At 48.9% G+C, this 25,387-nt stretch carries 28 protein-coding genes; 11 read left to right on the top strand and 17 right to left on the bottom strand.

The window, feature by feature from the left end; translation table 11 throughout:
- Positions 1–5 precede the first annotated feature (5 nt).
- The 3 genes from DBY95_RS03065 to DBY95_RS03055 all read left to right on the top strand — a co-directional run bounded on the left by DBY95_RS03065 (position 6) and on the right by DBY95_RS03055 (position 2,412).
- Positions 6–449, top strand: a complete 444-nt coding sequence (locus DBY95_RS03065) for an META domain-containing protein (RefSeq protein WP_107723349.1) — start codon at positions 6–8, stop codon at positions 447–449.
- Between the two features lie 98 nt (positions 450–547).
- Complete coding sequence (locus DBY95_RS03060) at positions 548–1,327, top strand: ferredoxin--NADP reductase (RefSeq protein ID WP_107723348.1); 780 nt, start codon at positions 548–550, stop codon at positions 1,325–1,327.
- Positions 1,328–1,404: 77 nt separating this feature from the next.
- Positions 1,405–2,412 (top strand): adenosine deaminase, encoded by a 1,008-nt coding sequence (locus tag DBY95_RS03055; RefSeq protein WP_107723347.1) that lies wholly within the window; start codon positions 1,405–1,407, stop codon positions 2,410–2,412.
- Positions 2,413–2,461: 49 nt separating this feature from the next.
- Here DBY95_RS03055 and bioB read toward each other — a convergent pair whose 3' ends face one another.
- Positions 2,462–3,514 (bottom strand): biotin synthase BioB, encoded by a 1,053-nt coding sequence (bioB, locus tag DBY95_RS03050; protein ID WP_004519884.1) that lies wholly within the window; start codon positions 3,512–3,514, stop codon positions 2,462–2,464.
- A gap of 217 nt (positions 3,515–3,731) precedes the next feature.
- Between bioB and miaA the strand changes: the two genes are divergently transcribed.
- Genes miaA through hpnC form a run of 3 tightly spaced genes read left to right on the top strand, consistent with a single transcriptional unit; the run spans position 3,732 to position 6,267 of the window.
- The gene (gene miaA / locus DBY95_RS03045; protein WP_107723346.1) at positions 3,732–4,673 is read left to right on the top strand and encodes a tRNA (adenosine(37)-N6)-dimethylallyltransferase MiaA; all 942 of its coding nucleotides are present in this window, start codon (positions 3,732–3,734) and stop codon (positions 4,671–4,673) included.
- A 3-nt stretch (positions 4,674–4,676) separates the two neighbouring features.
- Positions 4,677–5,399 (top strand): tRNA adenosine(34) deaminase TadA, encoded by a 723-nt coding sequence (tadA, locus tag DBY95_RS03040; RefSeq protein ID WP_107723345.1) that lies wholly within the window; start codon positions 4,677–4,679, stop codon positions 5,397–5,399.
- A 52-nt stretch (positions 5,400–5,451) separates the two neighbouring features.
- The gene (gene hpnC / locus DBY95_RS03035) at positions 5,452–6,267 is read left to right on the top strand and encodes a squalene synthase HpnC (RefSeq protein WP_107723344.1); all 816 of its coding nucleotides are present in this window, start codon (positions 5,452–5,454) and stop codon (positions 6,265–6,267) included.
- Positions 6,268–6,315: 48 nt separating this feature from the next.
- Here hpnC and htpX read toward each other — a convergent pair whose 3' ends face one another.
- The 6 genes from htpX to surE form a co-directional block, all read right to left on the bottom strand.
- Positions 6,316–7,155 carry a protease HtpX gene (gene htpX / locus DBY95_RS03030; RefSeq protein ID WP_107723343.1) on the bottom strand — a complete coding sequence of 280 codons (840 nt, stop codon included), beginning with the start codon at positions 7,153–7,155 and terminating at the stop codon, positions 6,316–6,318.
- A 189-nt stretch (positions 7,156–7,344) separates the two neighbouring features.
- Positions 7,345–8,253: an oxygen-dependent coproporphyrinogen oxidase gene (hemF, locus tag DBY95_RS03025; RefSeq protein WP_107723342.1), complete on the bottom strand. Its 909-nt coding sequence runs from the start codon at positions 8,251–8,253 to the stop codon at positions 7,345–7,347.
- A gap of 197 nt (positions 8,254–8,450) precedes the next feature.
- A complete protein-coding gene (locus DBY95_RS03020; protein WP_107723664.1) occupies positions 8,451–8,984 on the bottom strand; it encodes a C40 family peptidase in 534 nt (177 codons plus the stop codon).
- 43 nt (positions 8,985–9,027) lie between these two features.
- The gene (locus DBY95_RS03015) at positions 9,028–10,551 is read right to left on the bottom strand and encodes a phospholipase D family protein (protein ID WP_107723341.1); all 1,524 of its coding nucleotides are present in this window, start codon (positions 10,549–10,551) and stop codon (positions 9,028–9,030) included.
- A gap of 78 nt (positions 10,552–10,629) precedes the next feature.
- Positions 10,630–11,535 (bottom strand): peptidoglycan DD-metalloendopeptidase family protein, encoded by a 906-nt coding sequence (locus DBY95_RS03010; RefSeq protein WP_107723340.1) that lies wholly within the window; start codon positions 11,533–11,535, stop codon positions 10,630–10,632.
- Positions 11,536–11,628: 93 nt separating this feature from the next.
- Positions 11,629–12,384, bottom strand: coding sequence for a 5'/3'-nucleotidase SurE (gene surE / locus DBY95_RS03005; protein ID WP_003686460.1), 756 nt, complete (start codon positions 12,382–12,384; stop codon positions 11,629–11,631).
- A 98-nt stretch (positions 12,385–12,482) separates the two neighbouring features.
- Here surE and DBY95_RS03000 point away from each other — a divergent pair, with 98 nt between their 5' ends.
- Positions 12,483–12,821, top strand: a complete 339-nt coding sequence (locus tag DBY95_RS03000; RefSeq protein ID WP_107723339.1) for a hypothetical protein — start codon at positions 12,483–12,485, stop codon at positions 12,819–12,821.
- Positions 12,822–12,876: 55 nt separating this feature from the next.
- On the opposite strand, the gene DBY95_RS02995 is transcribed toward DBY95_RS03000, so the two are convergent.
- Together DBY95_RS02995 and DBY95_RS02990 are read right to left on the bottom strand one after the other, a co-directional pair.
- Entirely contained in the window at positions 12,877–13,245 is a 369-nt protein-coding gene (locus tag DBY95_RS02995; RefSeq protein ID WP_107723338.1) for a rhodanese-like domain-containing protein, read from the bottom strand.
- A 112-nt stretch (positions 13,246–13,357) separates the two neighbouring features.
- Positions 13,358–13,693, bottom strand: coding sequence for a carboxymuconolactone decarboxylase family protein (locus tag DBY95_RS02990; protein ID WP_003686488.1), 336 nt, complete (start codon positions 13,691–13,693; stop codon positions 13,358–13,360).
- Positions 13,694–13,827: 134 nt separating this feature from the next.
- Here DBY95_RS02990 and DBY95_RS02985 point away from each other — a divergent pair, with 134 nt between their 5' ends.
- Positions 13,828–14,784, top strand: a complete 957-nt coding sequence (locus DBY95_RS02985; RefSeq protein WP_107723337.1) for a cupin domain-containing protein — start codon at positions 13,828–13,830, stop codon at positions 14,782–14,784.
- 101 nt (positions 14,785–14,885) lie between these two features.
- Here the strand turns inward: DBY95_RS02985 and typA are convergent, their stop codons facing one another.
- Positions 14,886–16,697 (bottom strand): translational GTPase TypA, encoded by a 1,812-nt coding sequence (typA, locus tag DBY95_RS02980; protein ID WP_107723336.1) that lies wholly within the window; start codon positions 16,695–16,697, stop codon positions 14,886–14,888.
- A gap of 418 nt (positions 16,698–17,115) precedes the next feature.
- On the opposite strand from typA, the gene bfr (DBY95_RS02975) reads away from it, so the two are divergent.
- Together bfr (DBY95_RS02975) and bfr (DBY95_RS02970) are read left to right on the top strand one after the other, a co-directional pair.
- Positions 17,116–17,580, top strand: a complete 465-nt coding sequence (gene bfr / locus DBY95_RS02975; RefSeq protein ID WP_004520304.1) for a bacterioferritin — start codon at positions 17,116–17,118, stop codon at positions 17,578–17,580.
- Between the two features lie 29 nt (positions 17,581–17,609).
- Positions 17,610–18,083, top strand: coding sequence for a bacterioferritin (bfr, locus tag DBY95_RS02970; protein WP_107696846.1), 474 nt, complete (start codon positions 17,610–17,612; stop codon positions 18,081–18,083).
- Positions 18,084–18,204: 121 nt separating this feature from the next.
- Here bfr (DBY95_RS02970) and DBY95_RS02965 read toward each other — a convergent pair whose 3' ends face one another.
- Positions 18,205–19,320, bottom strand: coding sequence for a methyltransferase (locus tag DBY95_RS02965; RefSeq protein WP_107723335.1), 1,116 nt, complete (start codon positions 19,318–19,320; stop codon positions 18,205–18,207).
- A gap of 226 nt (positions 19,321–19,546) precedes the next feature.
- Here DBY95_RS02965 and DBY95_RS02960 point away from each other — a divergent pair, with 226 nt between their 5' ends.
- Positions 19,547–21,340 (top strand): 2-isopropylmalate synthase, encoded by a 1,794-nt coding sequence (locus tag DBY95_RS02960; protein WP_101755233.1) that lies wholly within the window; start codon positions 19,547–19,549, stop codon positions 21,338–21,340.
- Between the two features lie 202 nt (positions 21,341–21,542).
- On the opposite strand, the gene DBY95_RS02950 is transcribed toward DBY95_RS02960, so the two are convergent.
- The 6 genes from DBY95_RS02950 to DBY95_RS02925 form a co-directional block, all read right to left on the bottom strand.
- The gene (locus DBY95_RS02950) at positions 21,543–22,550 is read right to left on the bottom strand and encodes an IS5 family transposase (protein ID WP_107723333.1); all 1,008 of its coding nucleotides are present in this window, start codon (positions 22,548–22,550) and stop codon (positions 21,543–21,545) included.
- A gap of 83 nt (positions 22,551–22,633) precedes the next feature.
- Entirely contained in the window at positions 22,634–22,966 is a 333-nt protein-coding gene (locus DBY95_RS02945; RefSeq protein WP_107723332.1) for a hypothetical protein, read from the bottom strand.
- 97 nt (positions 22,967–23,063) lie between these two features.
- On the bottom strand, positions 23,064–23,549 hold the full coding sequence (gene purE, locus DBY95_RS02940; protein ID WP_003686478.1) for a 5-(carboxyamino)imidazole ribonucleotide mutase: 486 nt from the start codon (positions 23,547–23,549) through the stop codon (positions 23,064–23,066).
- A gap of 80 nt (positions 23,550–23,629) precedes the next feature.
- Positions 23,630–24,385 (bottom strand): tetratricopeptide repeat protein, encoded by a 756-nt coding sequence (locus DBY95_RS02935; RefSeq protein WP_107723331.1) that lies wholly within the window; start codon positions 24,383–24,385, stop codon positions 23,630–23,632.
- Between the two features lie 14 nt (positions 24,386–24,399).
- Entirely contained in the window at positions 24,400–25,068 is a 669-nt protein-coding gene (locus tag DBY95_RS02930) for a class I SAM-dependent methyltransferase (RefSeq protein WP_107723330.1), read from the bottom strand.
- Between the two features lie 11 nt (positions 25,069–25,079).
- Positions 25,080–25,265 (bottom strand): DUF3460 family protein, encoded by a 186-nt coding sequence (locus tag DBY95_RS02925; RefSeq protein ID WP_003680728.1) that lies wholly within the window; start codon positions 25,263–25,265, stop codon positions 25,080–25,082.
- Positions 25,266–25,387: the final 122 nt, after the last annotated feature.

Here is a 25,387-nt window from a genome sequence, read left to right as displayed (position 1 = left end):
TAGATATGAAAACATTATTCGGTGCATTGATGAGTATGGTAGTTTTGGCAGCTTGTACATCTCCTTCAGCATCTCAGCCTGAACAAGCCTCTAAAGCGCAGGTACAAACTCAACAAGCTGCGCAACCCACTTTAGCCGCCAAATGGCGTGTTGTTGCTTTCAATAAATTCACCGAAAAAGATTTGGCCGGTACTGATGCCTATCTGGATTTGAGCGAGATGCCTAAGGCGTATGGCAAGATGGGTTGCAACGGTATGATGTTCCAAGCCAATACGATTGGTTCGGACAAAATTGATTTTGGTCATATTGCGGTAAGCATGATGCTGTGTGAAGACATGAAGCTGGAAGATGCGTTTTTGTGCAAACAAAGCGTATGGAACTATCGTTTTGACGGTAAAGATTTGATTTTGGAACAAAAAGGCATCAGCATCCGTTTGCGCCGTGAATAATCTTAAAGGCCGTCTGAAAATAAATATTTCAGACGGCCTTTTGAATCTTTATAATAAGCCCTATTTGAAACTGATACCGAATATCAAGGAAACCTATTATGGCAGCTTCTCCAGAAGCCAAGTTTACCGAAGAAAAAGTCTTGTGGATCAAACACCATACGCCTAAGTTGATGACTTTTGCCATCAGCCGCCCTGAGTCCTACCGTTTTTCGGCAGGGCAGTTTTCTCGCCTTGGTTTCCGTGACGGCGAGGGCTTTATTTGGCGCGCGTATTCTGTCGTGTCTGCCGAATACGCCGATACGCTTGAGTATTTCGCGGTGTTAATCGAAGGCGGCCCGATGTCGGCGCGTTTTGCTGCAATGAAAGAGGGCGATACCATTTTGCTGGATAAAACGGCTACCGGTTTCCTCTTGCCCGAGCGTTTCCTCGATGGCAAAGATTTGGTCATGCTCTGCACGGGTTCAGGCATTGCGCCTTTCCTCTCCATTATCGAGCAGCCTGAAATTTGGCAGCGTTTCGACCGTTTGGTTTTGGCGCATTCCGTCTCTTACGCCGATGAGTTGATTTTCAACCAGCGCCTTGCCGATTTAAAAGAGCATCCGCTGATTGAAGAATATTTCCATAAATTCACTTTTGTTCCGGTTACCACGCGAGAGGAAACGGAAGGCGCATTGAGTGGCAAACGGATTCCTGAATTGCTGAAGAATGGCGGCTTGGAAGAAAAAGTCGGCTTCAAGTTCACCAAGGCCGATACGCGCTTTATGGTCTGTGGCAATCCGGCAATGGTCAAAGATACTTTCCAAGCCCTGATGGATTTGGGCTACGCTATGCACCGCAACCGCATCCCCGGCGAAATCATGATGGAAAATGGTTTTTAACAGGTAAATGGTCAAAGGCCGTCTGAAAGTTTCAGACGGCCTTCAATATTAAATATAAACCGAAAATCAGAGAAAATATGAATATCAAACAATTTATCCAAGCCCTGCCCAAAGCCGAGCTGCACGTCCATATCGAAGGGACGTTTGAGCCGGAATTGATGTTTGAAATCGCCAAGCGTAACCATATAGCGATTCCTTATGAAAATGTCGATGCGGTACGGCAGGCTTATGATTTTCACAATTTGCAGTCGTTTTTGGATATTTATTATGCCGGTGCCGGCGTATTGCTGCACGAGGCGGATTTTTACGATTTGACCCGTGCGTATCTTGAGCGTTGCCGCGAAGACAATGTCGTGCATACGGAAATATTTTTCGATCCGCAAACCCATACTGCGCGGGGCGTAGCGTTTGAAACCGTGATTAACGGCATTGTCCGCGCCTGCCGTGAAGCCGGACAGCAGTGGGGCATAAGTACGCGTTTGATTATGTGTTTTCTGCGTCATTTGTCGGAAGAAAGCGCATTTGAAACCTTAAATCAGGCTTTGCCTTATAAAGAACTCATCATCGGCGTAGGCTTGGATTCGAGCGAATTGGGGCATCCGCCGTCTAAGTTTGAGCGCGTGTTTGCACAGGCGCGGGCGGAGGGTTTGTTGACGGTGGCGCATGCCGGAGAAGAAGGCCCGCCGGAATATGTTTACGAGGCTTTGGACTTACTGCATGTCTGCCGTATCGATCATGGCGTACGGGCGGAAGAAGATGAGGCCTTGATGGCGCGTTTGATTAAAGAACAAATGCCGTTGACCGTTTGCCCATTGAGCAATTTGAAATTAAAAGTGTTCCCTGAGATGGCAAAACACAATTTGCGCCGTATGTTGCAACGCGGCGTGTTGGTAACCGTCAATTCGGACGATCCGGCGTATTTCGGCGGCTATATGAACCGCAATTTTGAAGCGCTTGCCGAGGCTTTGGATTTGAGTGCGGAAGAAATCAAAACCTTGTGCGCCAATTCGTTCCGCGCTTCGTTTTTGAGCGAGGCGGAAACGGAAGAATGGATACGGAAAATTGAAAGTTTTAATGTTGAATAACAATAAAAGGCCGTCTGAAAAAGTTTCAGACGGCCTTTTATCATGACAGTTAATAGTCGACTTTGATTTTAGGCGTTTCCTGCGCGGCTTTGTATTCTTCTTCCAATTCAAAGCGCAGCGGATACAAATTCAATTTTTCCATCAGCAGGCGGTCGCCGTCTTCGTCCGGATTGCCCGTAGTCAGCAGCTTGTCGCCGTAGAAAATCGAGTTTGCGCCAGCCATGAAACACATGGCCTGCATGGATTCAGGCATATTGCTGCGGCCAGCGGACAGGCGGACGTAGCTGTGCGGCATGGTAATGCGCGCGACGGCGATGGTGCGGACAAATTCCGTCCAGTCCAAATCTTCGGCATCGGCCAGCGGCGTGCCTTCTACTTTAACCAACTGGTTAATCGGCACGCTTTCGGGCTGAGGGTCTAGGTTGGCAAGGCTGGCAATCAGGCCGGCGCGTTCGGCACGGGTTTCGTTCATGCCGACGATGCCGCCGCAGCAGACTTTCAAACCGGCATTGCGGACTTTGCCCAAAGTATCCATGCGGTCTTCGTGTTTGCGGGTGTGGATGATGTCGTTGTAGCGTTCGGGGTCGGTGTCGAGGTTGTGGTTGTAGTAGTCCAGGCCGGCTTTTTTGAAGTCTTCAGCCATGCCGTCCTCAAGCATGCCGAATGTGCCGCATACTTCCATGCCCAAGCCTTTCACCGCGCTGATGATTTCGGAAACGACGGCCACGTCTTTGGGCTTAGGGCCGCGCCATGCCGCGCCCATGCAGAAACGGCTGGCGCCACGAGATTGGGCAATTTTGGCTTTTTCGACGATTTCGTCCACATCCATCATCTGCTCTTTGCCTAGATTGGTGTTGTGGTGTGCCGATTGCGGGCAGTAGGCGCAGTCTTCAGGGCAACCGCCGGTTTTGATGGAGAGCAGGGTGGAAAGCTGGATTTCGCGCGGGTTGAAGTTTTGGCGGTGGATTTCGGCGGCTTGGAAAACGAGGTCGAGGAAAGGCAGTCCAAACAAAGCCTCGACATCGCATTTTTTCCAATAACGTGCAGTCGGATGCGGCTTGCGCTCGGTTTGACGGCGCAAGGCTACGGGAGATACGGTCATAGTGTGTTCTTTCGTGTTTACAGCGACGCAGTGTCACTGACGGCTTGACTGACGGCGCAATGACGGCAGCAGCAGGTTTGAAATCAATATAAAAGGCCGTCTGAAACGGCGCAGCAAGTGTAACGCTTTTGATAATGTAGGGCAAATGTTTCAGACGGCCTGAAATATGGTCTGCACGGGTTTGCTATAATTGCATTTTTAATTTTTCCGTTTTCTTATGAACGCGCTCAAAGCCTTCGCCGTACTCGGCCCGACCGCCGGCGGTAAAACCGCACTGGCCTTAAATATTGCCCAATCTTTGCCGGTGGAAATCATCAGTTTGGATTCCGCACTGGTGTATCGCGGCATGGACATCGGCACGGCCAAGCCGACTGCCGAAGAGCTTGCCGCCGTACCGCATCATTTGATTGATATTATCTCGCCGCTGGAAAGTTACAGCGCGGCGGATTTTGTCGGCGACTGCGTGCGCTTGGTGAACGAAATACATGCGCGCGGTTGCTATCCGCTGATTGTCGGCGGTACGATGATGTATTTCCACGCGCTGACGGAAGGTTTGAACGACTTACCTAGCGCGGATGCGGCAGTGCGCGCACAGCTTCAGGCAGAAAAAAACGAACACGGTCTAGCAGGCCTATATCGCCGTTTGCAGGAAGTTGACCCGATTACAGCAGGCCGTCTGAAAGCCAATGACAGCCAGCGTATTGAACGCGCTTTGGAAGTCTATCTTCTGACCGGTAAGCCTTTGAGTGAACATTTTACGGAGCAGAAGCAGGCTGCGCCCTTATTGGATTTATGCACGGTTGCCCTGATTCCCGAAGACCGTCATTTGTTGCATCGCCAAATCGAAAAACGCTTTTTAAATATGCTGGAACACGGTTTCCTTGATGAAATGCACGCCTTACGCCGCGATTATCCGCAACTGCATGCGGATATGCCGTCTATGCGCTGCGTGGGCTACCGTCAGGCTTGGGATTATCTCGAAGGCGAAACCGATTATGACACCTTTGTCGAAAAAGGCATTGTCGCCACGCGCCAGCTTGCCAAACGCCAGTTGACCTGGTTGCGGAAAATTCCTTTGGCGCACACGTTAGATCCTTACGCAGACAGCGATTATGTTCAGACGGCCTTAGCCTTGGCGCGTCAGCATTTTCAGGAATAATCCATGCTGACTACGCCACCACTTGCCCCTAAAACATTGGCCGCGCTAAAAGAATTGGGTATTTGTTCACTGGAAGATTTACAGGAAATCGGCGCAGTCCGCGCATTTCTATTGCTGAAAGCATCTGGTTTGACCGTAACCAAAAGCACCTTGTGGCAACTGGATGCGTTAGTTTCAGGAGTGGATGTCCGGCATATTTCCGAGGAGAGAAAGACGGAGCTGGGCAAGACCTTGAAAAACCATCCGCCTGTTGCCGTTTTTCCTTCGCAAAACGATATGGAAACCTTTATGCGGCTGGCGATAGAACAGGCCAGACAATCGGCGGCATTGGGCGAAGTCCCCGTTGGCGCGGTCATCGTATATCAAGGCAAGGCAATCGCAACGGCACACAATACCTGCATTGGCGACCACAATGTCAGCCATCATGCCGAAATCAATGCGCTTGCCGCTGCCGGCAAAGCCTTACAAAACTACCGTTTGGAAGATTGTGACGTGTACATTACCTTAGAGCCTTGTTCCATGTGCGCATCTGCCTTGATACAGGCACGGGTCGGGCGCGTGATTTATGGTGCAGCCGAAGCTAAAACCGGTGCGGCAGGCAGCGTGGTCGATTTGTTTGCCGACAAACGTTTGAATAAGCATACCGCAATTTTAGGCGGCATATTGGCAGGAGAATGCCAAAGCGTATTGCAGGATTTCTTTGCGGCCAAACGTAAGGCCGTCTGAATTTCAGACGGCCTGTCAGCAAAAACATTTTATTTAAATTTTCGGATTCCCCATGTCAGTCAATCATTACGAAAACTTCCCTGTCGGCTCCATTGTGCTGCCGCGCCGTTTGCGCAAGCCGATTCACGCCGTTTACGCTTTTGCACGGACGGCGGACGATATTGCCGACGAAGGTAATGCCGAAGCAGCCGAACGCCTGCGCCAACTGGATGAGCTGAAGGCAGAGTTAGACCGCATTGCACAAGGCGGGAAACCGCAAACGGCATTGATGCAGCGTTTGTACAACGAAGCGATTGAGCCGTTTCAATTGCCGTTGCAGCCGTTTTATGATTTGCTGGCGGCGTTCAGTCAGGATGTGCTCAAAACCCGTTATGAAAACTTTGGCGAATTGATTGCCTATTGCCGCTTGTCCGCCAATCCGGTGGGGCGCATTATGCTGCATTTGTACGGGCAAACCGATGAAGTGAGCATGGCGCAAAGCGACGGCATTTGTACTGCCTTACAGCTGATTAATTTCTGGCAGGATGTGGCGGTAGATTGGCAGAAAGGTCGCGTGTACATCCCTCAGGAAGATTTGCAGAAGTTCAAAGTCAGCGAAGAGCAGATTGCGGCCGGCAAAGCCGACTTTGCTTTTCAACGACTGATGGCGCACGAGTGCCAACGTGCTTTTCAAATGCTGAAGGCCGGATCGCCGTTGGGCAAAACCCTCAAAGGACGAATCGGTTTTGAGCTGCGCATGATTATTGTCGGCGGTCAGTTGATTTTGCAGAAGCTGGACGGTTGCAAATATGATGTGTTTAACCAGCGGCCGCTGTTGGATAAGAAAGACTGGATGATTATCATCAAACGGGCTTTGATGAAGAAATAAAAAAAGGCCGTCTGAAATGGATGTTTCAGACGGCCTGATATTTTTCGATTAGCGGTTTTTCAAATGGCTGATGCGGTTATCCAAAGAAGGATGGGTACTGAACCAAGAGTCTTTGGCATCGCTGGCAATGCCCATTGCCGTCATGGTTTGCGGCAAATCGCTGGGGTTGCCTTTCAAGCGTTGCAGGGCGGCAATCATTTTCGGCGCGCCCACCAGTTTTGCAGCACCCGCATCGGCGCGGTATTCGCGTTGGCGGCTAAACCACATCACGATGATGCTGGCGAGGAAGCCGAATACGATCTGCAATATCATGCTGACCATGAAATATGTACCTTGCGACGTATTGCCGTCATTGTTGCGCGCCACCATGCTGGAAACAATACGCGCCAAGAAGACAACAAAAGTATTCACAATACCTTGAATCAGTGTCAGCGTTACCATATCGCCGTTGCCGACGTGTGCCATTTCATGCGCCAAAACGGCTTCGACTTCATCGCGGGTCATGTGGTCGAGCAGGCCGGTGCTGACAGCGATGAGCGAGCTGTTTTTGGTCGCGCCGGTTGCAAAGGCATTAGGATCTGGGGAGTCGTAAATGGCTACTTCGGGCGTTTTCAGATTCCATTGGCGGGCTTGCGCTTCAACAGTTGCCAACAGCCAAGCTTCTTCTTCGCTTTGGGGCTGGTCGATGACGACGGCGCCGACCGAATGTTTGGCGATGGTTTTCGACATCAGCAAAGAGACAATCGAGCCGCTGAAGCCGACTACTGCGGAATAAGCCAACAGGCTGCCGACTTGGTCGGTACTGTTGATACCCAAGATGGCCAAAATAATACGGATGACAACCAGAACTGCGATATTGGTTGCGATAAATAAGAAAATGCGTTTCACCGATTATTCCTTTTTAGTGTGGTTTGTGAGGTGATTTTTATATGGGCGCATTGTCTCAAAAACTCTATAGAGATGAAACAGCATGATAGGCAAAGGTATGCAAATTCAAAGCAATTGAAGCAAAGGCCGTCTGAAAAGGTAGTCTCAACCAGTGAGAATCGCTTTTCAGACGGCCTCTTATAGGTAAAACTATCTGCCGGCTTCTTCCAGCCAGTTGCGCGGTATAAGGAATTGATTGAGGCGTGCTTCGGGTGAACCTTCTTCCGGCACATATTGATACTCGAAGCGTACCAAAGGCGGCATGGACATCAAAATGCTTTCCGTACGGCCGCCGCTTTGCAGGCCGAACAGCGTGCCTCTGTCCCAAACCAAGTTAAACTCGACATAGCGTCCGCGACGGTAGAGTTGGAAATCTCGTTCACGTTCTCCATAAGGTGTGTTTTTGCGTTTGGCCACAATCGGCAGATACGCTGCGATATAGCCTTCCCCGACTGCCTTGATAAAGTTCAAGCAGGTATCGAAATCCCAACGGTTTAAATCGTCAAAAAACAGGCCGCCCACGCCGCGTGTTTCGTTACGGTGTTTCAAATAGAAATATTCGTCACACCATTGTTTGAATTCAGGATAAACCGATTCGCCAAATGGCGCGCATACGTCCCGCGCCACTGTGTGCCAATGCACAATATCTTCTTCAAAAGGATAAAACGGCGTCAAATCAAAGCCGCCGCCAAACCACCACACAGGCTCGGCATTTTCAGGATAGGCAATAAAAAAGCGCACATTGGCATGGCTGGTCGGGACATAAGGATTTTTCGGATGAATGACCAGCGACACACCCATGGCTTCAAACGCCGCGCCTGCCAATTCAGGACGATGGGCCGTGGCAGAAGCCGGCATTTTTGTTCCCTTTACATGCGAAAAATTCACACCGGCCTGCTCGAATACTGCGCCGTTTTTCAATACGCGGGTTTCGCCGATGCCCAGTTTCCCCGTCCATGCTTCATGCACAAATTTGGCTTCGCCATCTTCTTGCTCCAGCGCGGCGCAGATTTGGTTTTGCAGGGTTTTGAGGAGGGTGAGAACAGATTCTGTGTGCATGATATATCCTTGATGGTTTCGTACTTACAAAATGACAGGGCGAAAGATGATTTAAGCTTTTAAAACTGAGTGTTATTTTACTATTGCTTTGTTATGGGTAAATTTTTGCATGGGCTTATCTTGTAATCAAGCTTGACTCATCAGCAATAGATTGAAAGGTATCGATGATGTAGCGATACCTTTCAGACGGCCTTGATTTATTCAGTAAAAAAAGTATGCGCACCCAAATAGTTTTTGGCGTAAAACGGAGTGGAAAGTTTTTCAGTTTTGATGGTTTTGCCGCTGCTGGGGGCGTGGATGAATTCGCCGTTGCCGATGTAGAGGCCGACATGGGAATATTTGTGTGCGCCGCCGGTATTGAAAAAGACCAGATCGCCGGCTTTTAATTTGTCATCGGAAATTTTACGGCTGGCTGCGGCCATATCGCGCGCGGTGCGTGGCAGATTGACGTTGAGGGCGTTTTTATAGACGAATTGGATCATGCCGCTGCAGTCAAAGCCTGTGGCTGTGGTGCTGCCGCCCCATTTGTAGGGCGTGCCGATCAGGCCTAGGCTGTGAAGCATCAATTCCTGCGAACCTTGGGTGCGGTCGATATGGGAAATACGGACGGGTTGGACTTTTCTGGCGGTTGTTTGCGGCTTGTGGGATTTGTGTTTGCCGGTGGTGCCGCAAGAGGCCAACAATAGGCAGGTAGTACAAACAAATAGGGTTTTGCAGATGAGTCGAGACATGATGAATTCCTCCGGCCGCATGATTTATGTTTTCAGACGGCCTCTATAATAATCCTTCTATGGGCAGGATGGACAGGATTTTTGAAGTAACCCGTTTCCAGAATTTGGCTTCTGGTTCTTGTGCGTAAGTTCGTTTTTCGCTTGGGTCATACCAGTATAGTTTATTGTAATTGCCAAGCGTTACCTGATAGGCGTAGTTTGGGGTGGTCGTAACGAGGGTTCGCTGCATTTGGCCTGCGATTTCGGGGCTTTCGATGACAACACCCATTTCGGTATTGAGCCGTGCGGAGCGTGGGTCGAGGTTGAATGAGCCGATGAAAATTCGTTTCTCGTCCACGATGAATGTTTTGGCATGCAAGCTGGTGGCGGAGCTACCGGTCAAGCCGCGGTCTTTGGAGGTCGGAACGGCGTGGTTTGGCTGGAGCTCGTATAGTTTGACCCCGGCTTTAAGCAAGGGCTTGCGGTATTTGACGTAGCCGGAATGGACGGCGGCAACGTCGGTCGCCTGGAGGGAGTTGGTCAGGACGGTAACGTCTACGCCGTTGTGAATCAGCTTTTTTATGGCCTTAACGCCCGATTTTGTGGGTACAAAATAGGGCGAGACAAGGTAAACGCTTTTTTCGGGTTGCTTGAGGGCATCTTGCAGGCGTTCGGAAATAGGCGGTTTATGCCGGTCACGGTCTAAGCCTTTGGCCGGGTCGTCGCTGATCAAGCGTGTGCTGACGCTTTGCCATTCCATAAGGTTGCTCTGCATTTTTTGATAGAGGTTGGAGTGTTCGATGCTTTGACGGTAGCGTATAAGCGTTTGGTTTTTATCTTGGTCGGTGTAATCGAGTTCTGCCAATCCTTTTTGCAGGTTTCCTCGTTTGATGATGCTGGTCGCGTTGTAGGCGGAGTGGCTTGCCCAATAGCGGTCGAAGTCTTGGGACACTTCGGTTACGACGCGCCCTGTGGCGAGGATATCGAGGTCGGCAAAAATGGTATCGTCGTTAACCTTAAAATATTCGTCGCCGATATTGCGTCCGCCTAAAATGGTGGCACGGTTGTCGGCGGTAAACGATTTGTTGTGCATTCGGCGGTTAAGCCGCGGAAAGTCGGCAACGTAGCCGAGTGCACGCCATTTTCTGAAAATAAAGGGATTAAACAGACGAACTTCGATATTGGGATGATTGTCGAGTGCCAACAGGAGATCATCCATGCCGTTGGTGTTGTTGTCGTCCAGAAGCAAACGCACACGGACGCCGCGTTCGGCCGCGCGATGAATCAGGTTGAACAAAAGCTTGCCGGAGATGTCGTTGTGCCAGATATAGTACTGCAAATCAAGAGTATGGTCGGCGGATTCAATCAGGGCGGCACGGGCGACAAAGGCTTCATGGGCATCGTTCAGCAGATAGATATGGGAAATATCGGCCTTGGAGGGGGTAGAAGGAATACCTAAGGCACTGTCCAGTCGCGGCGTTGAAGGGATGTCAAGATAACTGCTTTGGGTGCGTTCGTCCAATGATGGCAAAAACGCGGTGCAACCGCCCAATAGCAGGGTATAAAGAAGAGGAAGATGAAATTTCATGGGAAACCGGTGCAAACAATCCCTACCTAAATGACATTTAGGCAGGGATTGAATTGAAATTAGGTTGCTTGAATCAGCTTAGAAGGCAACATAATTTGCCGGATTGACCGGTTTGCCGTTTTGACGGATTTCAAAGTGCAACTGGGTACGAGATGCATCGGTATTACCCATATGCGCAATGGTTTGACCGCGTTTAACGGTTTGGTTTTCATTGACCAGCAGGCGTTGGTTGTGGCCGTATGCGCTCAAGAATGAGGAGTTGTGTTGGATGATGACCAAGTTGCCGTAACCACGCAAGCCTGAGCCTGCGTAAACGACTTTACCGTCTGCCGCTGCAACAACAGGCTGACCTTGCGTACCGGCGATATCCACACCTTTGTTGCTGCCGCCGAAGTTGGCGATAACGTTACCGGTAGTCGGACGCTGCCATGTGATGCCGCTGACGTTGCGGCTGCTGCCGGTAGACACGGTTGGTGTATTGGCAGGAGTGCTTGGAGTCGGAGCAGTAGTTGTTGGCGTAGAAGGTTTGCTTGCAGAAGCTGCAGGTGCAACGTAGCCTTCAGGTTTCACGCGCAGGGTTTGACCAATGCTGATGGTGTTGTCGGCCAAGTTATTCCATGCACGCAGATTGTCTTGGGTAATGTTGTAGCGTTTGGAGATGTTGTAAACGGTATCACCACGAACAACGGTATGTGTCGCTGCATTTATATCAACAGGCGCATAAGAAGGCGTGTAAGTGCCGGTGCTGCCGCTGTTGTACGTTGGAGCAGGTGTACTTGCCGGCGGAGTGTATGGAGCATCTGCCGCTGGGCTGGTGTTGGTATTGTAAGGCGCTGCACCGTAAGGATTGTCAGCGGTAGAGCTTGTTGTTGAACCACCGCTTTGTGTGCCGACGACTACAGGAGCCGGTTGTTGGCTGGCACAGGCTGCAAGTAATAAAACCAAAGCTGCCGATCCGGCATAAGATACACTTTTTTTCAACATGTTAATGACTTTCGTATTCGGGTAATTGTTCTCGTCGGGGCATATCATAATAAAAATATGCTTGTTTCTCAAGTGTTCGGCTGTTAGGGACTGTTAAGGCGCAGGGATTTCTGACCAAAAGGAAGCGGTTTGCTCCATTTGTCCGTAGGCAGTCAAATCGACTTGCAGGGGGGTAATCGTGATGAAGCCGGACGCGCATTCGCCAAAGTCGGTACCTTCTTCGCTGTCGGAAACATCGCCTACCGGCCCAATCCAATAAATTTGTTCGCCACGTGGATTATACATGGGAACAATGCTTTGTTCATGATGACGGCGGCCGAGCCGTGTAATTTTTATGCCTTGGATATCCTCAGGTGCGACGGCTGGGATATTGATATTCCATAAGATGGGTTCGGAAATAGGGCGTTTGAGAAAGTAGGAAAGCAGTATCCAAGCGGCTTTTTCCGCAGTTTCCCAATAACGGCCGCTGGAATCTGCGAGCGAGAAAGCAATAGCGGGAATGCCCATTAAATAGGCTTCCGTCGCGGCGGCAACCGTACCGGAATAAAGCGTATCGTCGCCCATGTTCGCGCCGTTGTTAATGCCGGATAAAACTAAGTCGGGTTTGAAATCGGCAAGGGCGTGTTGGCCGACATGAATACAGTCGGTGGGCGTACCATTCACATAGTAAAACCCGTTTTCCGCCTGTTTCAGTTGTAAAGGACGGTCTAAAGTCAGGGAATTGCTGACGCCGCTACGATCGCGTTCGGGCGCAACCACCCTGACATTGGCAAATTCTGCACACACTCTTGCCAAAACTGCCAAACCGGGCGCAAGATAACCATCGTCGTTTGAGATTAATATGTTCATGTGACAATATTGTGTCTATCGGTAAGATGGGCGGTATTGTACTGGTTTGCTTGAGCGATTGTCCACGAATCGGCAACGTTTGGGCGGAAAGGATAATAATGAAACATTATGAGTTAGACCCCAAAGCTTTATTGGGCGGCGTGATTGCTTCAGACGGCAATCAGGAGATTGTTCAGCTTTCACTGCAGAAGAATAATGAAATTCCGGCATATGAGGCGGATGCGATTATTTTGCTTTTGGTTTTAAACGGCAAAGCTGAAATCAAAACGGTGGACGAAGTTTTGCAAACCGAAGGCTTACAAGTTATCCGTTTTGAGCCGATGGAAGCACACAGCATTCGCGCCTTGGCCGATAACACCAATATTTTGGTTATCAAACAATTGATTCACGAAACCGGTCTCAGCAAACGTTTGAGATTTGGAAGTTGCTGTCTGTAATGGCAATAAAGGCCGTCTGAAAAGTTTCAGACGGCCTTTTTAAAATCAACTAGGTTTATTTCAAACCTTTTTTCACCAAGTCTTCATAACCGCCATGGTTGGTTACGTTGGTGTAGCCGGCTTTTTTCAGCTCAGTCAGCGCGGCTTCTGCACGGCGGCCGCTGCGGCAGTAGAGGTTGACCGGTGCGTTTTTATCCGGGCTAACGGATTTGATGCGGTCAACGATTTGATCGTGCGGAATATTGAGTGCACCTTGCAAATGGCCTTCTTTAAATTCTTCGGCAGAGCGGACATCAATCCAAACGCCTTTTGCTTTTGCAGGTTGTGCCGCGCTTTTTTCAACTTTTAGCATAGAGGCTGCGGAAGCGGCCAAAGGAGTGGCAATAGTGGCGGCAAAAAGTACGGCGGTCAGCAGTTTCTTCATGGTTCAATCTCCTATTAGACAGAAAACAATATGATAACTTTATCAGTTTAGCATTTCATCAGGCCGTCTGAAAGGGGAGTCGGCTTTCAGACGGCCTGATTTTACAAACCGATTAGCGTTGGGTTTCTACTGCTTCCAAAGCGCGTAAAGCGTAGGTATAAGCGGCACCAGCGTTCAGGGCGATAGCAGTGGCCAATGCGCCGGCGATTTCACTTTCGGTTGCCCCAGCTTTGGCTGCGGCGGCTGCATGCACGCTGATGCAGCTTTCGCAACGCGTGGTAATGGCAACGGCAATGGCGATCAGTTCGCGTGTTTTGGCATCCAGTGCTTCGGCAGCGGCTGCTTGATCCAGTGCGCCGTAGGCTTGCAGCATTTTAGGATGGTTTTTACCCAGTTCGCCGAATGCTTTTTTTACCAAGGCGGTATGTTCAGGCCAGTCTTTAAACATGATATGTCCTTTCTTAATGTGAGTGGATAAGATAAAAAATCCTATCCGTTTGTGTTTGGTGTGTGTATTATTGCAATAATTGGAAGAATAAAATCGTCAAAACATCTCATTTATTGGTAAAAAACACTAACACTATGGATATTTTGGATAGGCTGGTCGAATTGGCGCAGGTAAAAGGCAGTGTGGATGTTCAATGTCTTTTTCGGGGGGAGTGGTATGTGCGGCATGAGCCAAAGCGTGCGCATGGTTTGGTACATATCGTAACTGCCGGTTCAGGTTATATCCGAATTGATGGGGAGCAAGAGGCCAGGCTGCTGAGTGCGGGGGATGTCATTTTTTTCCCGCGCAGCGTAGGGCATACTTTGAGCAGCGACAGCAGTTGTGAAAATTTCAGTGTCAGCGTGCTGACGAGTAAAAAAGGCGCATTTAAAGTCAAGCAGAGTCATGCAGGAGGAGATGCGGCTTTGCATCTTTTCTGCGCGCGGTTTGAATATGAAGCTCAGGCGGATATTATGGCAGGGCTGCCTGACACAGTTTTGCTGAATATCAACGATCCTTCTTTACAGTATTTGGTGGCATTGTTGCAATATGAGAGCGGTCAGGCTTTGTCCGGCTCGGTAGCGGTTGTGAACGCATTGGCTTCGGTGTTGTTGGTATTTCTACTTCGAGCCAGCCTGGAGAAAAATGGGGAAGCGCAATTAAGCGGTTTACTGAATGGTTGGCAGGACAAACGTTTGCGGAATTTGCTTCAGGCAGTAGTGGATAAGCCGGAAGAGGAATGGAATATCGAGAAAATGACCGTGATTGCCAACTTATCTCGCGCCCAGTTGATGCGAGTATTTAAGCAGCAGACGGGAACAAGCCCGCACGCCTTTGTTAACAGTATTCGCTTGCAACATGGGGCATTATTATTGAAACAGACGGCGGATTCGGTTTTATCGGTTGCGCTCTCGGTCGGTTTTCAATCGGAAACGCATTTTGGCAAGGCATTTAAAAAGCAATATGGGATATCGCCGGGGCAATATCGTAAGAATGATCGCGCTGATGAAGCAGCAGTACAAGCGGAAGAAATGCCGATTTACTTTATTTGAACAGATGATAAAAGGCCGTCTGAAAGTGTAAAAATGAAATCTAGGATTTCTAAAACACTTTTCAGACGGCCTTAATTTTAAAATGCGTCAATCAAACAGAATCAGTCCAGTTTTTTGAAATGACGGCGACGTTCCAATTCGCTCAGGTAGCGTTTACGCAGGCGGATGGATTGTGGCGTGATTTCAACCAGTTCGTCATCGTCGATGAACTCAACTGCACCTTCCAAAGTCAATTTGATCGGCGTAGTCAGGCGTACGGCTTCATCTGTACCGCTGGCACGGACGTTGGTCAGTTTTTTACCTTTCAGAGGGTTTACCACCAAGTCGTTGTCACGGCTGTGGATACCGATAATCATACCTTCGTAGACTTTGTCGTTTGGAGAAACGAACATACGGCCGCGGTCTTCCAAGTTCCACAGGGCGTAAGCAACGGCTTCACCTTGCTCTTGAGAAACCAGTACGCCGTTGTGACGGCCGGGCATATCAGGTTTAACCGGAGCATAGTCGTCAAAAACGTGGCTCATCAAGCCGGTACCGCGGGTCAAGGTCATAAATTCACCTTGGAAACCGATCAGACCGCGTGCAGGAATGTGGTATTCCAGACGGGTACGGCCATTACCGTCGCTTTCCATATTGGTCAATTCGCCACGGCGACGGCCAAGTTCTTCCATGACCGCGCCTTGGTTTTCATCCGGCACATCCACAGTCAGATTTTCGTAAGGCTCGCATTTTTGACCGTCAATTTCACGGAATACCACGCGCGGTTTACCGACTGCCAATTCAAAGCCTTCGCGGCGCATGTTTTCCAACAAAATGGTCAGGTGCAATTCGCCACGGCCGGAAACGCGGAATACATCAGCATCGGCTGTATCTTCAACACGCAGGGCAACGTTGGTCAGCAATTCTTTTTGCAGGCGGTCGCGGATTTGGCGGGAAGTCACGAATTTGCCTTCAGTACCGGCCAAAGGAGAAGTGTTAACCATAAAGTCCATGGTCAGGGTCGGCTCGTCCACGCTCAACATAGGCAAGCCTTTAGGATTGTCTTTGTCGGTAATGGTTACGCCGATGCCGATGTCTTCGATACCGGAAATAATCACGATGTCGCCGGCTTCAGCTTCTTCCAAAGGTACGCGTTCCAAGCCTTGGAAACCCAACAGTTGGTTGATACGGCCTTGGGCAACTTGTTCTTCATGATTCATGACGGCAACGACTTGGCCGGGTTTGATGCGGCCGTTCAGAATGCGGCCGATACCGAGGCGGCCGGTGTAGTTGTCGTAGTCCAGTTGGGAAATTTGCAGTTGCAGCGTTTCGTCCGCGCTGCCGCTTGGTGCAGGCGTGTGTTTCAAAATGGTCTCGAACAGAGGACGCATGTCGCTGCTCTCGTCGTTCTCATCTAGTTTGGCAAAGCCGGACAGGCCGGAAGCATAGACGATAGGGAAGTCCAATTGTTCGTCGGTTGCGCCCAAGTTGTCGAACAATTCGAATGTTTGGTCGATAACCCAGCTTGGACGGGCAGACGGTTTGTCGATTTTGTTGATAACAACGATAGGTTTCAGACCCAAAGCCAAGGCTTTTTTGGTCACGAAACGGGTTTGCGGCATAGGGCCTTCTTGTGCGTCAACCAACAGTACGACGCAGTCAACCATGCCCAATACACGTTCCACTTCGCCACCAAAATCGGCGTGTCCCGGGGTATCTACGATGTTGATATGGTAGCCTTCGTATTCGATGGCGGTATTTTTAGCGAGAATGGTAATGCCGCGTTCTTTTTCAAGATCGTTGCTGTCCATGACGCGTTCTTCTACTTGCTGGTTGGAACGGAATGTACCGGACTGGCGCAGCAATTGGTCAACTAATGTGGTTTTGCCATGGTCGACGTGGGCGATGATGGCAATATTGCGGATTTGTTTCATGATAATTTATAAGGTTTAGCTGGTTGCTTAAAAAAAAGATAACTGACAATTATAGCACGATTCGCAAGTGATGACGGAATGGGTGATTCAAAAAAATCAGGCAAAAGCAGTTGAGAATAATTCATAATTAAATTTGATTGATTTTGTTGGATTATTTGCTTTTATTTATGGTTAACGAATGTAAATGTTTTTGAATAATGCAATGGATTCTTAATACCAATGTCAAAAAATTGTTATTAAAAACAGGGGATTAATTTTTCAGACGGCCTTTTAGGCAGGTTAAATTTTTTGATAATTGTTTGTATTTTAAATAGAAAATTTGTCAAAAGTGCTACTTGTGCATACAATTACCTCATTCCATAACAACACACGAATCTTCATTCGTGATTATCAACTTTTAAAAGAAAGAGAAAGAATTATGCAAGGCAACCAAGCAGTTATTGATTACATGAACGAATTATTGTCTGGTGAGTTGGCTGCTCGCGACCAATATTTTATCCACTCTCGCCTGTACTCTGAATGGGGTTACACCAAACTGTTTGAACGTTTGAACCACGAGATGGAAGAAGAAACCACTCACGCCGAAGATTTCATCCGTCGTATCCTGATGTTGGGCGGCACTCCTAAAATGACCCGTGCCGAACTGAACATCGGTACTGACGTAATCTCTTGCCTGAAAGCAGACTTGAACACTGAATACGAAGTACGCGATGCGCTGAAAAAAGGCATCAAATTGTGCGAAGAAGCTCAAGACTACGTTACCCGCGATTTGATGATTGCCCAACTGAAAGACACTGAAGAAGATCACGCTCACTGGTTGGAACAACAACTGCGTCTGATCGAATTGGTCGGCGAAGGCAACTACTACCAAAGCCAACTGTAATCTAGCGTATAACGTATAAGGAGCTGAATATGAAAGGTAATATCTCAGTTATTCGCGAGCTGAACAAAAACTTAGGTTTGTTGCTGATTACCATTAACCAATACTTCCTGCATGCCCGTATTTTGAAAAACTGGGGCTTTGAAGAATTGGGCGAACACTTCTTCAAACAATCCATCCGCGAAATGAAATCCGCAGACGATTTGATCGAGCGTATTTTGTTCTTGGAAGGCCTGCCTAATCTGCAAGAATTGGGCAAACTGTTGATCGGTGAATCTACCGAAGAAATCATTGCTTGCGATCTGAAAAAAGAGTATGAAAAACATGATGCTCTGGTTGCAGCCATCGCTCTTGCAGAAGAGCAACAAGACTATGTCAGCCGTGATTTGTTGGAAAAACAAAAAGACATCAACGAAGAACACATCGACTGGCTTGAAACTCAGCAGGAATTGATTGGCAAAGTCGGTTTGCCAAACTACCTGCAAACAGCGGCGCAAGAGGACTAAAACACAAACCACTGCCAAATATAGCAGTCCCTGCTCCCATCAACGGCATATCTTTACAGATATGCCGTTTTCTTTTGTGGAAATGCTTAAAGGCCGTCTGAATGTTCAGACGGCCTTGATTTTATATCGCTTTCAAACGGTATAGATAAGTAGTTTCCTTGTTTCTGGCAAACGCCAAAGGATCGGATTCATCTATTGCTTTTTTGTGTTGAGGTTTGGTTTTCAGAATATCGACTACATTGAGTGAGGCCGTCTGAAAGCATTGGTTTAGAAAGTCTTTATCGCGCAAATGCAAGTGTTCTGCCAAATCTGAAATAATCAGCCAGGCTTCACCGTTTAGATTTAAGTGCTTGCGTACGCCATTGAGGAACGCAGTCAGCATGGCATGATTGGGGTCGTAAAGGGCAGTCTCAATAGCGGAGGTCGGTTTTGCCGGCAGCCAAGGCGGATTGCAGACGATAAGGTCGGCGTAACTTTTGGGAAATAAATCAATCGATTGGATGTTGACGGCTTTATCCAAGCCTAGGCGTTTGAGGTTTGCTATGGCGCAGGCAATTGCTTTGGGGTTGGTGTCTGTGGCAATGATGTCGGGTATGCCTCGTTTGGCCAAAATAGCGGCAATAACACCTGAGCCGGTGCCGATGTCAAAGGCCGTCTGAATATGGGGAGCGAGTGGGGCTTGTGTGATTAAATCCAAATACTCGCCGCGCAGTGGAGAGAATACGCCGAAAGGAACATGGATTTTTCCATCAAGCTGAGGAATGTCTATGCCTTTTTTGTGCCATTCGTGTGCACCGATAAAACCCAATAATTGATTCAGCGGCAAAAGAAACGGTTTGTCGTTTAGTGTGTCGTAAACATCGCACAAGGCGGCGTAGATGTCGGGTGCGCGTGCATTGTCCAGTTGAAAATTAGGTTGGATTTCGATGGCAAGCATATTGAGCAAACGGCTTTGTTGCGCCTGTTTCATACGGTGGGCATGAAAGGCTGTCTGAATATCGGCAGGTGCGCCTTTCTTTTTTTCAGACGGCCTGCGGATACGTTTTTTCATTGCAGATAAGACTTGCTTGGCATTGTGCAAATCGCCAGTCCAAACAGTTGCAGTTTGCGCGTGGGCATTTTTTAAGATTTCTGTTGCGCCTGCTTCTTGTATGTAAACCGCCTGCTTAGGCAGCTTTTGTGTGCTTTCGTTGCGCCATTCGATGTCGGAGCGGTTGGTAGGGATGGTATGGGGCATAATGTGTTTCAAATCGGGGAAATAGGGGATTAGTTTACTATATTTAGGATGTGTTCGGTTTGAGAGGAGCTTTTAATAGTCCAAATTAGACAAAATGTATAAAAATTTCTCAAGTTTTAAAATTTATACCAATATTTTGATAAAAATAGATTGTCGTTTTGTCTAAAATGAGTATAATGCAAAACCAGAACACAATAATCTTAATCAGATTTGGACAAGGAACATCATGCAATTAGACATTGACCGTTTGGTTGCCTATTTTGGCGGCGTAAACGCGCTGGCCGAAGCCCTGAAACAGCACGACCCGGAAAATGCTGCGACCACAGCGGCTATCTACAAATGGCGTACACGCGGTTCTCTGCCTTTGGCTCAGTTGCAAAAACTGACCGCTTTGGCGGAAGCGCAAGGCAGACCGCTTGATTTGAATGCTTTTTTACAAAAAAATGAATCTCTGGAGAGAACAGAAATGACACAGACCAATCGTGTAATTATTTTCGACACTACCATGCGCGACGGTGAGCAGTCCCCCGGTGCATCCATGACCAAAGAGGAGAAAATCCGTATTGCCCGCCAGTTAGAAAAGATGGGTGTCGATGTGATTGAGGCGGGTTTTGCCGCCGCCAGTCCGGGCGATTTTGAATCGGTTAATGCGATTGCCAAAATCATTACTAAATCTACAGTTTGCTCATTGGCGCGTGCCGTTGAAAACGATGTGCGCAAAGCAGGCGAAGCTGTTTCCCCTGCGCCGAATAAACGTATTCACACTTTTATCGCCACCAGCCCCATCCACATGGAGCACAAACTGAAAATGAAGCCGCAGCAGGTCATTGATGCGGCGGTCAAAGCGGTAAAAATTGCCAAAGAATACACTGATGATGTGGAATTTTCTGCCGAAGACGCAGTGCGTTCGGATTTAGACTTCCTTGCCAAAATTTTTACGGCGGTTATCGAAGCGGGGGCGACTACTATCAACATTCCCGATACTGTCGGCTACTCCATCCCTTCCGTGTGGTACGAGCGTATCAGCAACATCATCAAAAGCGTGCCCAACGGCGACAAAGTAGTCTGGTCGACCCACTGCCATAATGACTTGGGTATGGCGGTTGCCAACTCGCTGGCCGCTGTTCAGGCAGGCGTGCGTCAGGTGGAATGTACCATCAACGGCTTGGGCGAACGCGCGGGTAATGCCAGCCTTGAAGAAATCGTGATGGCGTTGAAAGTGCGTCATGATTTGTTCGGCTTGGAAACTGGCATCGATACCACGCAAATCGTGCCGGTATCCAAACTTGTGTCCACCATTACCGGCTATCCGATTCAGCCAAATAAAGCAGTAGTTGGTGCAAATGCCTTTGCACACGAATCAGGCATCCACCAAGACGGCGTGTTGAAACACCCTGAAACCTATGAAATCATGACTGCCGAATCAGTTGGCTGGTCAACCAACCGCCTGACTTTGGGTAAACTCTCCGGCCGTAATGCTTTCAAAACCAAGCTGGCAGATTTGGGTATTGAGTTGGAAAGCGAAGAGGCGTTGAATGCGGCATTTGCACGCTTCAAAGAGCTGGCGGATAAGAAACGCGAAATATTTGATGAAGACCTGCACGCTTTGGTGTCTGACGAAATGGGCAATATGAATACCGAAAGCTACAAATTCATTTCCCAAAAAATCAGCACTGAAACCGGCGAAGAACCGCGCGCCGATATTGTGTTCAGTATTCGCGGTGAAGAAAAACACGCTTCCGCTAGCGGCTCAGGCCCTGTTGATGCCATCTTCAAAGCCATTGAAAGCGTAGCACAAAGTGGCGCAACCTTGCAGATTTACTCTGTCAATGCGGTAACTCAAGGTACCGAAAGCCAAGGCGAAACTTCCGTCCGCCTGCAACGTGGCGATCGTGTGGTCAACGGTCAAGGCGCAGATACCGATGTGTTGGTGGCGACTGCCAAAGCCTATTTGTCTGCACTGAGCAAATTGGAATTCGGCCAAGCCAAGCCAAAAGCGCAAGGCAGAGGCATGATTTAACGCTTTGAACAAGTAAAAGGCCGTCTAAAAACGTTGTAATACGTTTTGGACGGCTTTTTTATTAGGCTGAGACCTTTGCAAAATAGCCCTTTTCTCAACAGCCGAAGTCCAAAACAGGATTTCGGCTGTTTTTCGTTCCAAATTCCCCTTTTTTTCTCTTCAGGTACCCGTGATACCTGATAATCAGGCATCCGGCCACCTTTTAGGCAGCAACAGGCGCACTTAGCCTGTTGGCGGCTTTCAAAAGGTTTAAACACATTGCCTTCAGATGGCTTTGTGCACTCACTTTGAGCAGCCCGAAATAGGCTGCCCGGGCGTAGCGGAATTTACGGTGCAGCGTACCGAAGCTTTGTTCGGCCACATAACGGGTCTTCGACAAATATCGGTTGCGTTTGGTTTGCGCTTCCGACAGCGGATGTTTGCGGTGGGCTTTGCGCATAATACCGTCCTGCAGCCGATGCTCTTCCAGATGTTGTCGGTTTTCCTCACTGTCATAGCCTTTGTCGGCATAGACGGTCGTGCCTTCGGCTATACCTTCCAACAAAGGCAACAGGTGTTTGCACTCATGGGTATTGGCGGGAGTGATGTGCAGTTTCTCGATATAGCCTTCCTCATCGGTACGGGTATGTTGTTTGTAACCGAGTCTGTATAACCCGTTTTTCTTTGTCCAGCGGGCATCTTTATCTTTACTCGGTGTGGTTTGGCCGCTGACTTGTCCTTTGTTATCGACTTCTATAGCCTGGCGCTGTTTGCTGCCGGCGGTCTGAATAATGGTGGCGTCAACGACAGCGGCGGATACTTTTTCTATTTTTAGGCCTTTTTCGGTCAGTTGGCGGTTAATCAGTTCCAGCAGTTCGGACAGGGTGTCGTCTTGCGCCAGCCAGTTGCGGTAGCGGCATAAGGTGCTGTAATCGGGGATGCTCAGTTCGTCAAAACGGCAAAACAGGTTGAAATCAATGCGGGTGATGAGGCTGTGTTCTAGTTCGGGATCGGAGAGGCTGTGCCATTGTCCAAGCAGGACGGCTTTGAACATGGACAACAGGGGATAGGCGGGACGGCCGCGGTGGTCTCGAAGGTAACGGGTTCTTTGACAATTCAGGTATTGTTCGATCGGCTGCCAATCAATCACTTGATCCAACTTTAATAGTGGGAAACGGTCGATGTGTTTGGCGATCATGGCTTGTGCGGTTTGCTGGAAGAAGGTGCTCATGAGAAATTCCCTAAATGTCTTGGTGGGAATTTAGGGGATTTTGGGGAATTTTGCAAAGGTCTCAGGCTAAAGAACCAACTCGGTTATTGAAGTTTCAGCAGCCTATCTTGTTCGACGGACAATACGCCGTTTACCTTTTTGAAATAGGCAATGGCATCTTCAATCTTGGTCTTGGAAGATGGACGGATAGCAATACCGTGCAGGTTTTTGTATTCGTAAATCAAAGTTGCACCTGAGGTTTTTACTGCTTTTAGCAATGGCGCGGAACCGGTTTGGGCATCATAGAAGATAATCAGATTGCCGGTTGTATCTTGGGCTTGTTGCTGAGATGGAATGGCAGTTGATTGAGTAGGAATGCTTGGGCTTTGGCAGGCACAAAGCATGGTGGAGAGTAGGACGAATGCTAGGATTTTCATGGCATTAATTCAATTTGATAAAAGAAAAAAGGCCGTCTGAATAATCGTAAAACGAAATCAAAGTTTCTCTTTACAACTTTCAGCCGGCCTTAGTTCCTTATGCTTCAGGCAATTCCATGGCTAGAACGGTTTGTTCTTGTTTGGCACGGAAAGCCGCCAGTTTTTCAGCCAATTCAGGATTTTCGTTGGCCAAAAGTGAAATGGCAAACAGCGCTGCATTGGCCGCACCGGCTTCGCCAATGGCAAATGTGGCAACAGGAACGCCTTTGGGCATTTGTACAATCGAAAGCAGGGAGTCTTCGCCGCGCAGATATTTGCTGGGAACGGGAACACCCAAGACGGGCACCGTGGTTTTGGCAGCGACCATGCCTGGCAAATGCGCTGCGCCGCCCGCGCCGGCAATGATGGCTTTGATGCCGCGTTCGCGTGCGGTTTCTGCGTATTCAAACATCAAATCAGGCGTACGGTGTGCAGAGACGACACGTGCTTCGTATTCAACGCCGAATTCTTTGAGAAATTGTGCTGCCTGCTGCATCACCGGCCAATCGCTGTTGCTGCCCATAATAATGCCGACTTGGATCATGAGGAGTTCCTTTTGCTTGAATGGATTAAGGGTAAAAAAATATTCAGACGGCCTTGGGGATGACAAGGCCGTCTGAACGTTTATCTTTGTTTGAGACTGATGGAAGCGCGTTTTGCCGCTTCGCTGTTGGGGAAGCTTTGTATCAGTTTGCGCCATGTGCTGCGGGCGATGTCTTTTTGTTGCAGTTTGTATTGGCATTGGCCGATGCTGTACATAGCATCGGGAGCTTGCGGGCTGTTGCGGAATCGGTTGGCGTAGCGGTTGCCGATTTCGATAACGGATTCGCAGTTGCCCAGACGCTGTTGGCTTTGCAGAAGTAGATACATATTGCGGCGGGCAATTTCGCTGCCGTTGCCGCCGTCGGCTTCTTTCAAAATGGCTACTGCAGCGGAGAAATTATTGCGCTGATAGTATTTTTGTGCCTGGTTATAAAGGCGCAGCTCGTTTTGTGCGGCTGAGTCTGTTTCAGACGGCACGCCGCCGTCATTGGCCAAATAGTTCATTTTCAGCTTGTGGTCGTCCAAACGCTGGGCTTTGGGTTTGGGAGCCAAAGGGGTTGGGCGTTTGATGGTTCGCTGTTTTTCCAGTGTTTGCAGGCGTTGATTTAATTCTTCAACGGTGCGTTCCAGTCGGGCGATTTGTATGCCCAAGTGGTCAATCTGGGTTTGTTCGTCCAAGCGCGGATAGGGAATATTTTTTTCAGGCAAAGGCTCGCGCGGAATATCCGGCAGGACAAAGTTGGGATTGTCGGCAGGTTGGGGAGGATGGGAAACGGCGCATGATGTGGCCAATAGAGTAAGCGGCAAAAGAAACAGGGAATGTGATAATGTTTTCATCGGATTGTGTCGTTTTATTTTTTTAGTAGCAGTGTCAAACCGTCGCCGATAGGCAGGGTAATGGGAATAATACGTGTATCGTGTGGCAGATTTTGGTTGAAATGGCGCAGGATATCCAAGCTGGGCGGATCGTTTTCGGTAGCTTCATTCATGACACGCCCACCCAGCAAGATATTGTCGATGGCAATCACGCCGCCACTCCGTACCAGTTGCAAACAGCGTTCGAAATATTTCGGCGTAGGCGGTTTGTCGGCATCGATAAGTGCCAAGTCGTAGCTTTCCGATTCGCCTTGAGCAATCAAATCGTCCAAAGTCAGCAAAGCCGGCTGCAGATGAAGCGAGATTTTATGCGCTATGCCTGCTGCCTGCCATGTTTCGCGGGCAATATCGGTAAAGGTTACATTGATGTCGCAAGCCGTGATTTTGCCATCTTCGGGTAGGGCGAGCGCCATGGCAGTGCTGCTGTAACCGGTAAAGACGCCAACTTCCAAATATTTTTTAGCATTCAATAACTTGGCCAACCATACCAACATGGCTGCCTGTTCTTGGGCGATGGCCATCTTCCCCAGACGATGTGATTGGGTACGCCTACGCAATGCGGTCAAAACGGGATGTTCGGATTGACCGATGCTGTTGAGGTAATGTTGTAATGCCGGATCGGTATTATGCGTGTTGGTCGTCATGCCGATACGGGTTAGTCTTGATAGTAGGTGTAGGGTTTTTTGTTGACTTTGGCCGCTTCAAACTCGGCCTGCTCTGTCGGGTTGAGGGTAACATCCCACAGCAAATGGCGGTTTTCGAGGCGTTGCGCTTCCATTTCGGGATTGTCTTCCATGAGTTTGTCGAGGAATTGGGTAGCTTCGGATTTGTAGTGGTACATGATGTTCTGCCTGAATCGTTGTCAGGCTGTCATTATAGCCGATATTTTTTGCCAATACGCTAATTAATCGAACTTCCATAAGGTATAATGGCACGTCTTTTTTAGGCCGTCTGAAGCCTTTG

The organism is Neisseria subflava (assembly GCF_003044935.1).
Classification (GTDB): domain Bacteria; phylum Pseudomonadota; class Gammaproteobacteria; order Burkholderiales; family Neisseriaceae; genus Neisseria; species Neisseria subflava_E.
Note: the sequence above shows the minus strand (reverse complement) of the source record. Positions and strands in the feature narration are given on the sequence as shown.

Coding starts and splice junctions, on each gene's coding strand:
- DBY95_RS03065 (WP_107723349.1), top strand. CDS start 6: ATGAAAACATTATTCGGTGCATTGATGAGTATGGTAGTTTTGGCAGCT.
- DBY95_RS03060 (WP_107723348.1), top strand. CDS start 548: ATGGCAGCTTCTCCAGAAGCCAAGTTTACCGAAGAAAAAGTCTTGTGG.
- DBY95_RS03055 (WP_107723347.1), top strand. CDS start 1,405: ATGAATATCAAACAATTTATCCAAGCCCTGCCCAAAGCCGAGCTGCAC.
- bioB (WP_004519884.1), bottom strand. CDS start 3,514: ATGACCGTATCTCCCGTAGCCTTGCGCCGTCAAACCGAGCGCAAGCCG.
- miaA (WP_107723346.1), top strand. CDS start 3,732: ATGAACGCGCTCAAAGCCTTCGCCGTACTCGGCCCGACCGCCGGCGGT.
- tadA (WP_107723345.1), top strand. CDS start 4,677: ATGCTGACTACGCCACCACTTGCCCCTAAAACATTGGCCGCGCTAAAA.
- hpnC (WP_107723344.1), top strand. CDS start 5,452: ATGTCAGTCAATCATTACGAAAACTTCCCTGTCGGCTCCATTGTGCTG.
- hemF (WP_107723342.1), bottom strand. CDS start 8,253: ATGCACACAGAATCTGTTCTCACCCTCCTCAAAACCCTGCAAAACCAA.
- DBY95_RS03020 (WP_107723664.1), bottom strand. CDS start 8,984: ATGTCTCGACTCATCTGCAAAACCCTATTTGTTTGTACTACCTGCCTA.
- DBY95_RS03015 (WP_107723341.1), bottom strand. CDS start 10,551: ATGAAATTTCATCTTCCTCTTCTTTATACCCTGCTATTGGGCGGTTGC.
- DBY95_RS03010 (WP_107723340.1), bottom strand. CDS start 11,535: ATGTTGAAAAAAAGTGTATCTTATGCCGGATCGGCAGCTTTGGTTTTA.
- surE (WP_003686460.1), bottom strand. CDS start 12,384: ATGAACATATTAATCTCAAACGACGATGGTTATCTTGCGCCCGGTTTG.
- DBY95_RS03000 (WP_107723339.1), top strand. CDS start 12,483: ATGAAACATTATGAGTTAGACCCCAAAGCTTTATTGGGCGGCGTGATT.
- DBY95_RS02995 (WP_107723338.1), bottom strand. CDS start 13,245: ATGAAGAAACTGCTGACCGCCGTACTTTTTGCCGCCACTATTGCCACT.
- DBY95_RS02990 (WP_003686488.1), bottom strand. CDS start 13,693: ATGTTTAAAGACTGGCCTGAACATACCGCCTTGGTAAAAAAAGCATTC.
- DBY95_RS02985 (WP_107723337.1), top strand. CDS start 13,828: ATGGATATTTTGGATAGGCTGGTCGAATTGGCGCAGGTAAAAGGCAGT.
- typA (WP_107723336.1), bottom strand. CDS start 16,697: ATGAAACAAATCCGCAATATTGCCATCATCGCCCACGTCGACCATGGC.
- bfr (WP_004520304.1), top strand. CDS start 17,116: ATGCAAGGCAACCAAGCAGTTATTGATTACATGAACGAATTATTGTCT.
- bfr (WP_107696846.1), top strand. CDS start 17,610: ATGAAAGGTAATATCTCAGTTATTCGCGAGCTGAACAAAAACTTAGGT.
- DBY95_RS02965 (WP_107723335.1), bottom strand. CDS start 19,320: ATGCCCCATACCATCCCTACCAACCGCTCCGACATCGAATGGCGCAAC.
- DBY95_RS02960 (WP_101755233.1), top strand. CDS start 19,547: ATGCAATTAGACATTGACCGTTTGGTTGCCTATTTTGGCGGCGTAAAC.
- DBY95_RS02950 (WP_107723333.1), bottom strand. CDS start 22,550: ATGAGCACCTTCTTCCAGCAAACCGCACAAGCCATGATCGCCAAACAC.
- DBY95_RS02945 (WP_107723332.1), bottom strand. CDS start 22,966: ATGAAAATCCTAGCATTCGTCCTACTCTCCACCATGCTTTGTGCCTGC.
- purE (WP_003686478.1), bottom strand. CDS start 23,549: ATGATCCAAGTCGGCATTATTATGGGCAGCAACAGCGATTGGCCGGTG.
- DBY95_RS02935 (WP_107723331.1), bottom strand. CDS start 24,385: ATGAAAACATTATCACATTCCCTGTTTCTTTTGCCGCTTACTCTATTG.
- DBY95_RS02930 (WP_107723330.1), bottom strand. CDS start 25,068: ATGACGACCAACACGCATAATACCGATCCGGCATTACAACATTACCTC.
- DBY95_RS02925 (WP_003680728.1), bottom strand. CDS start 25,265: ATGTACCACTACAAATCCGAAGCTACCCAATTCCTCGACAAACTCATG.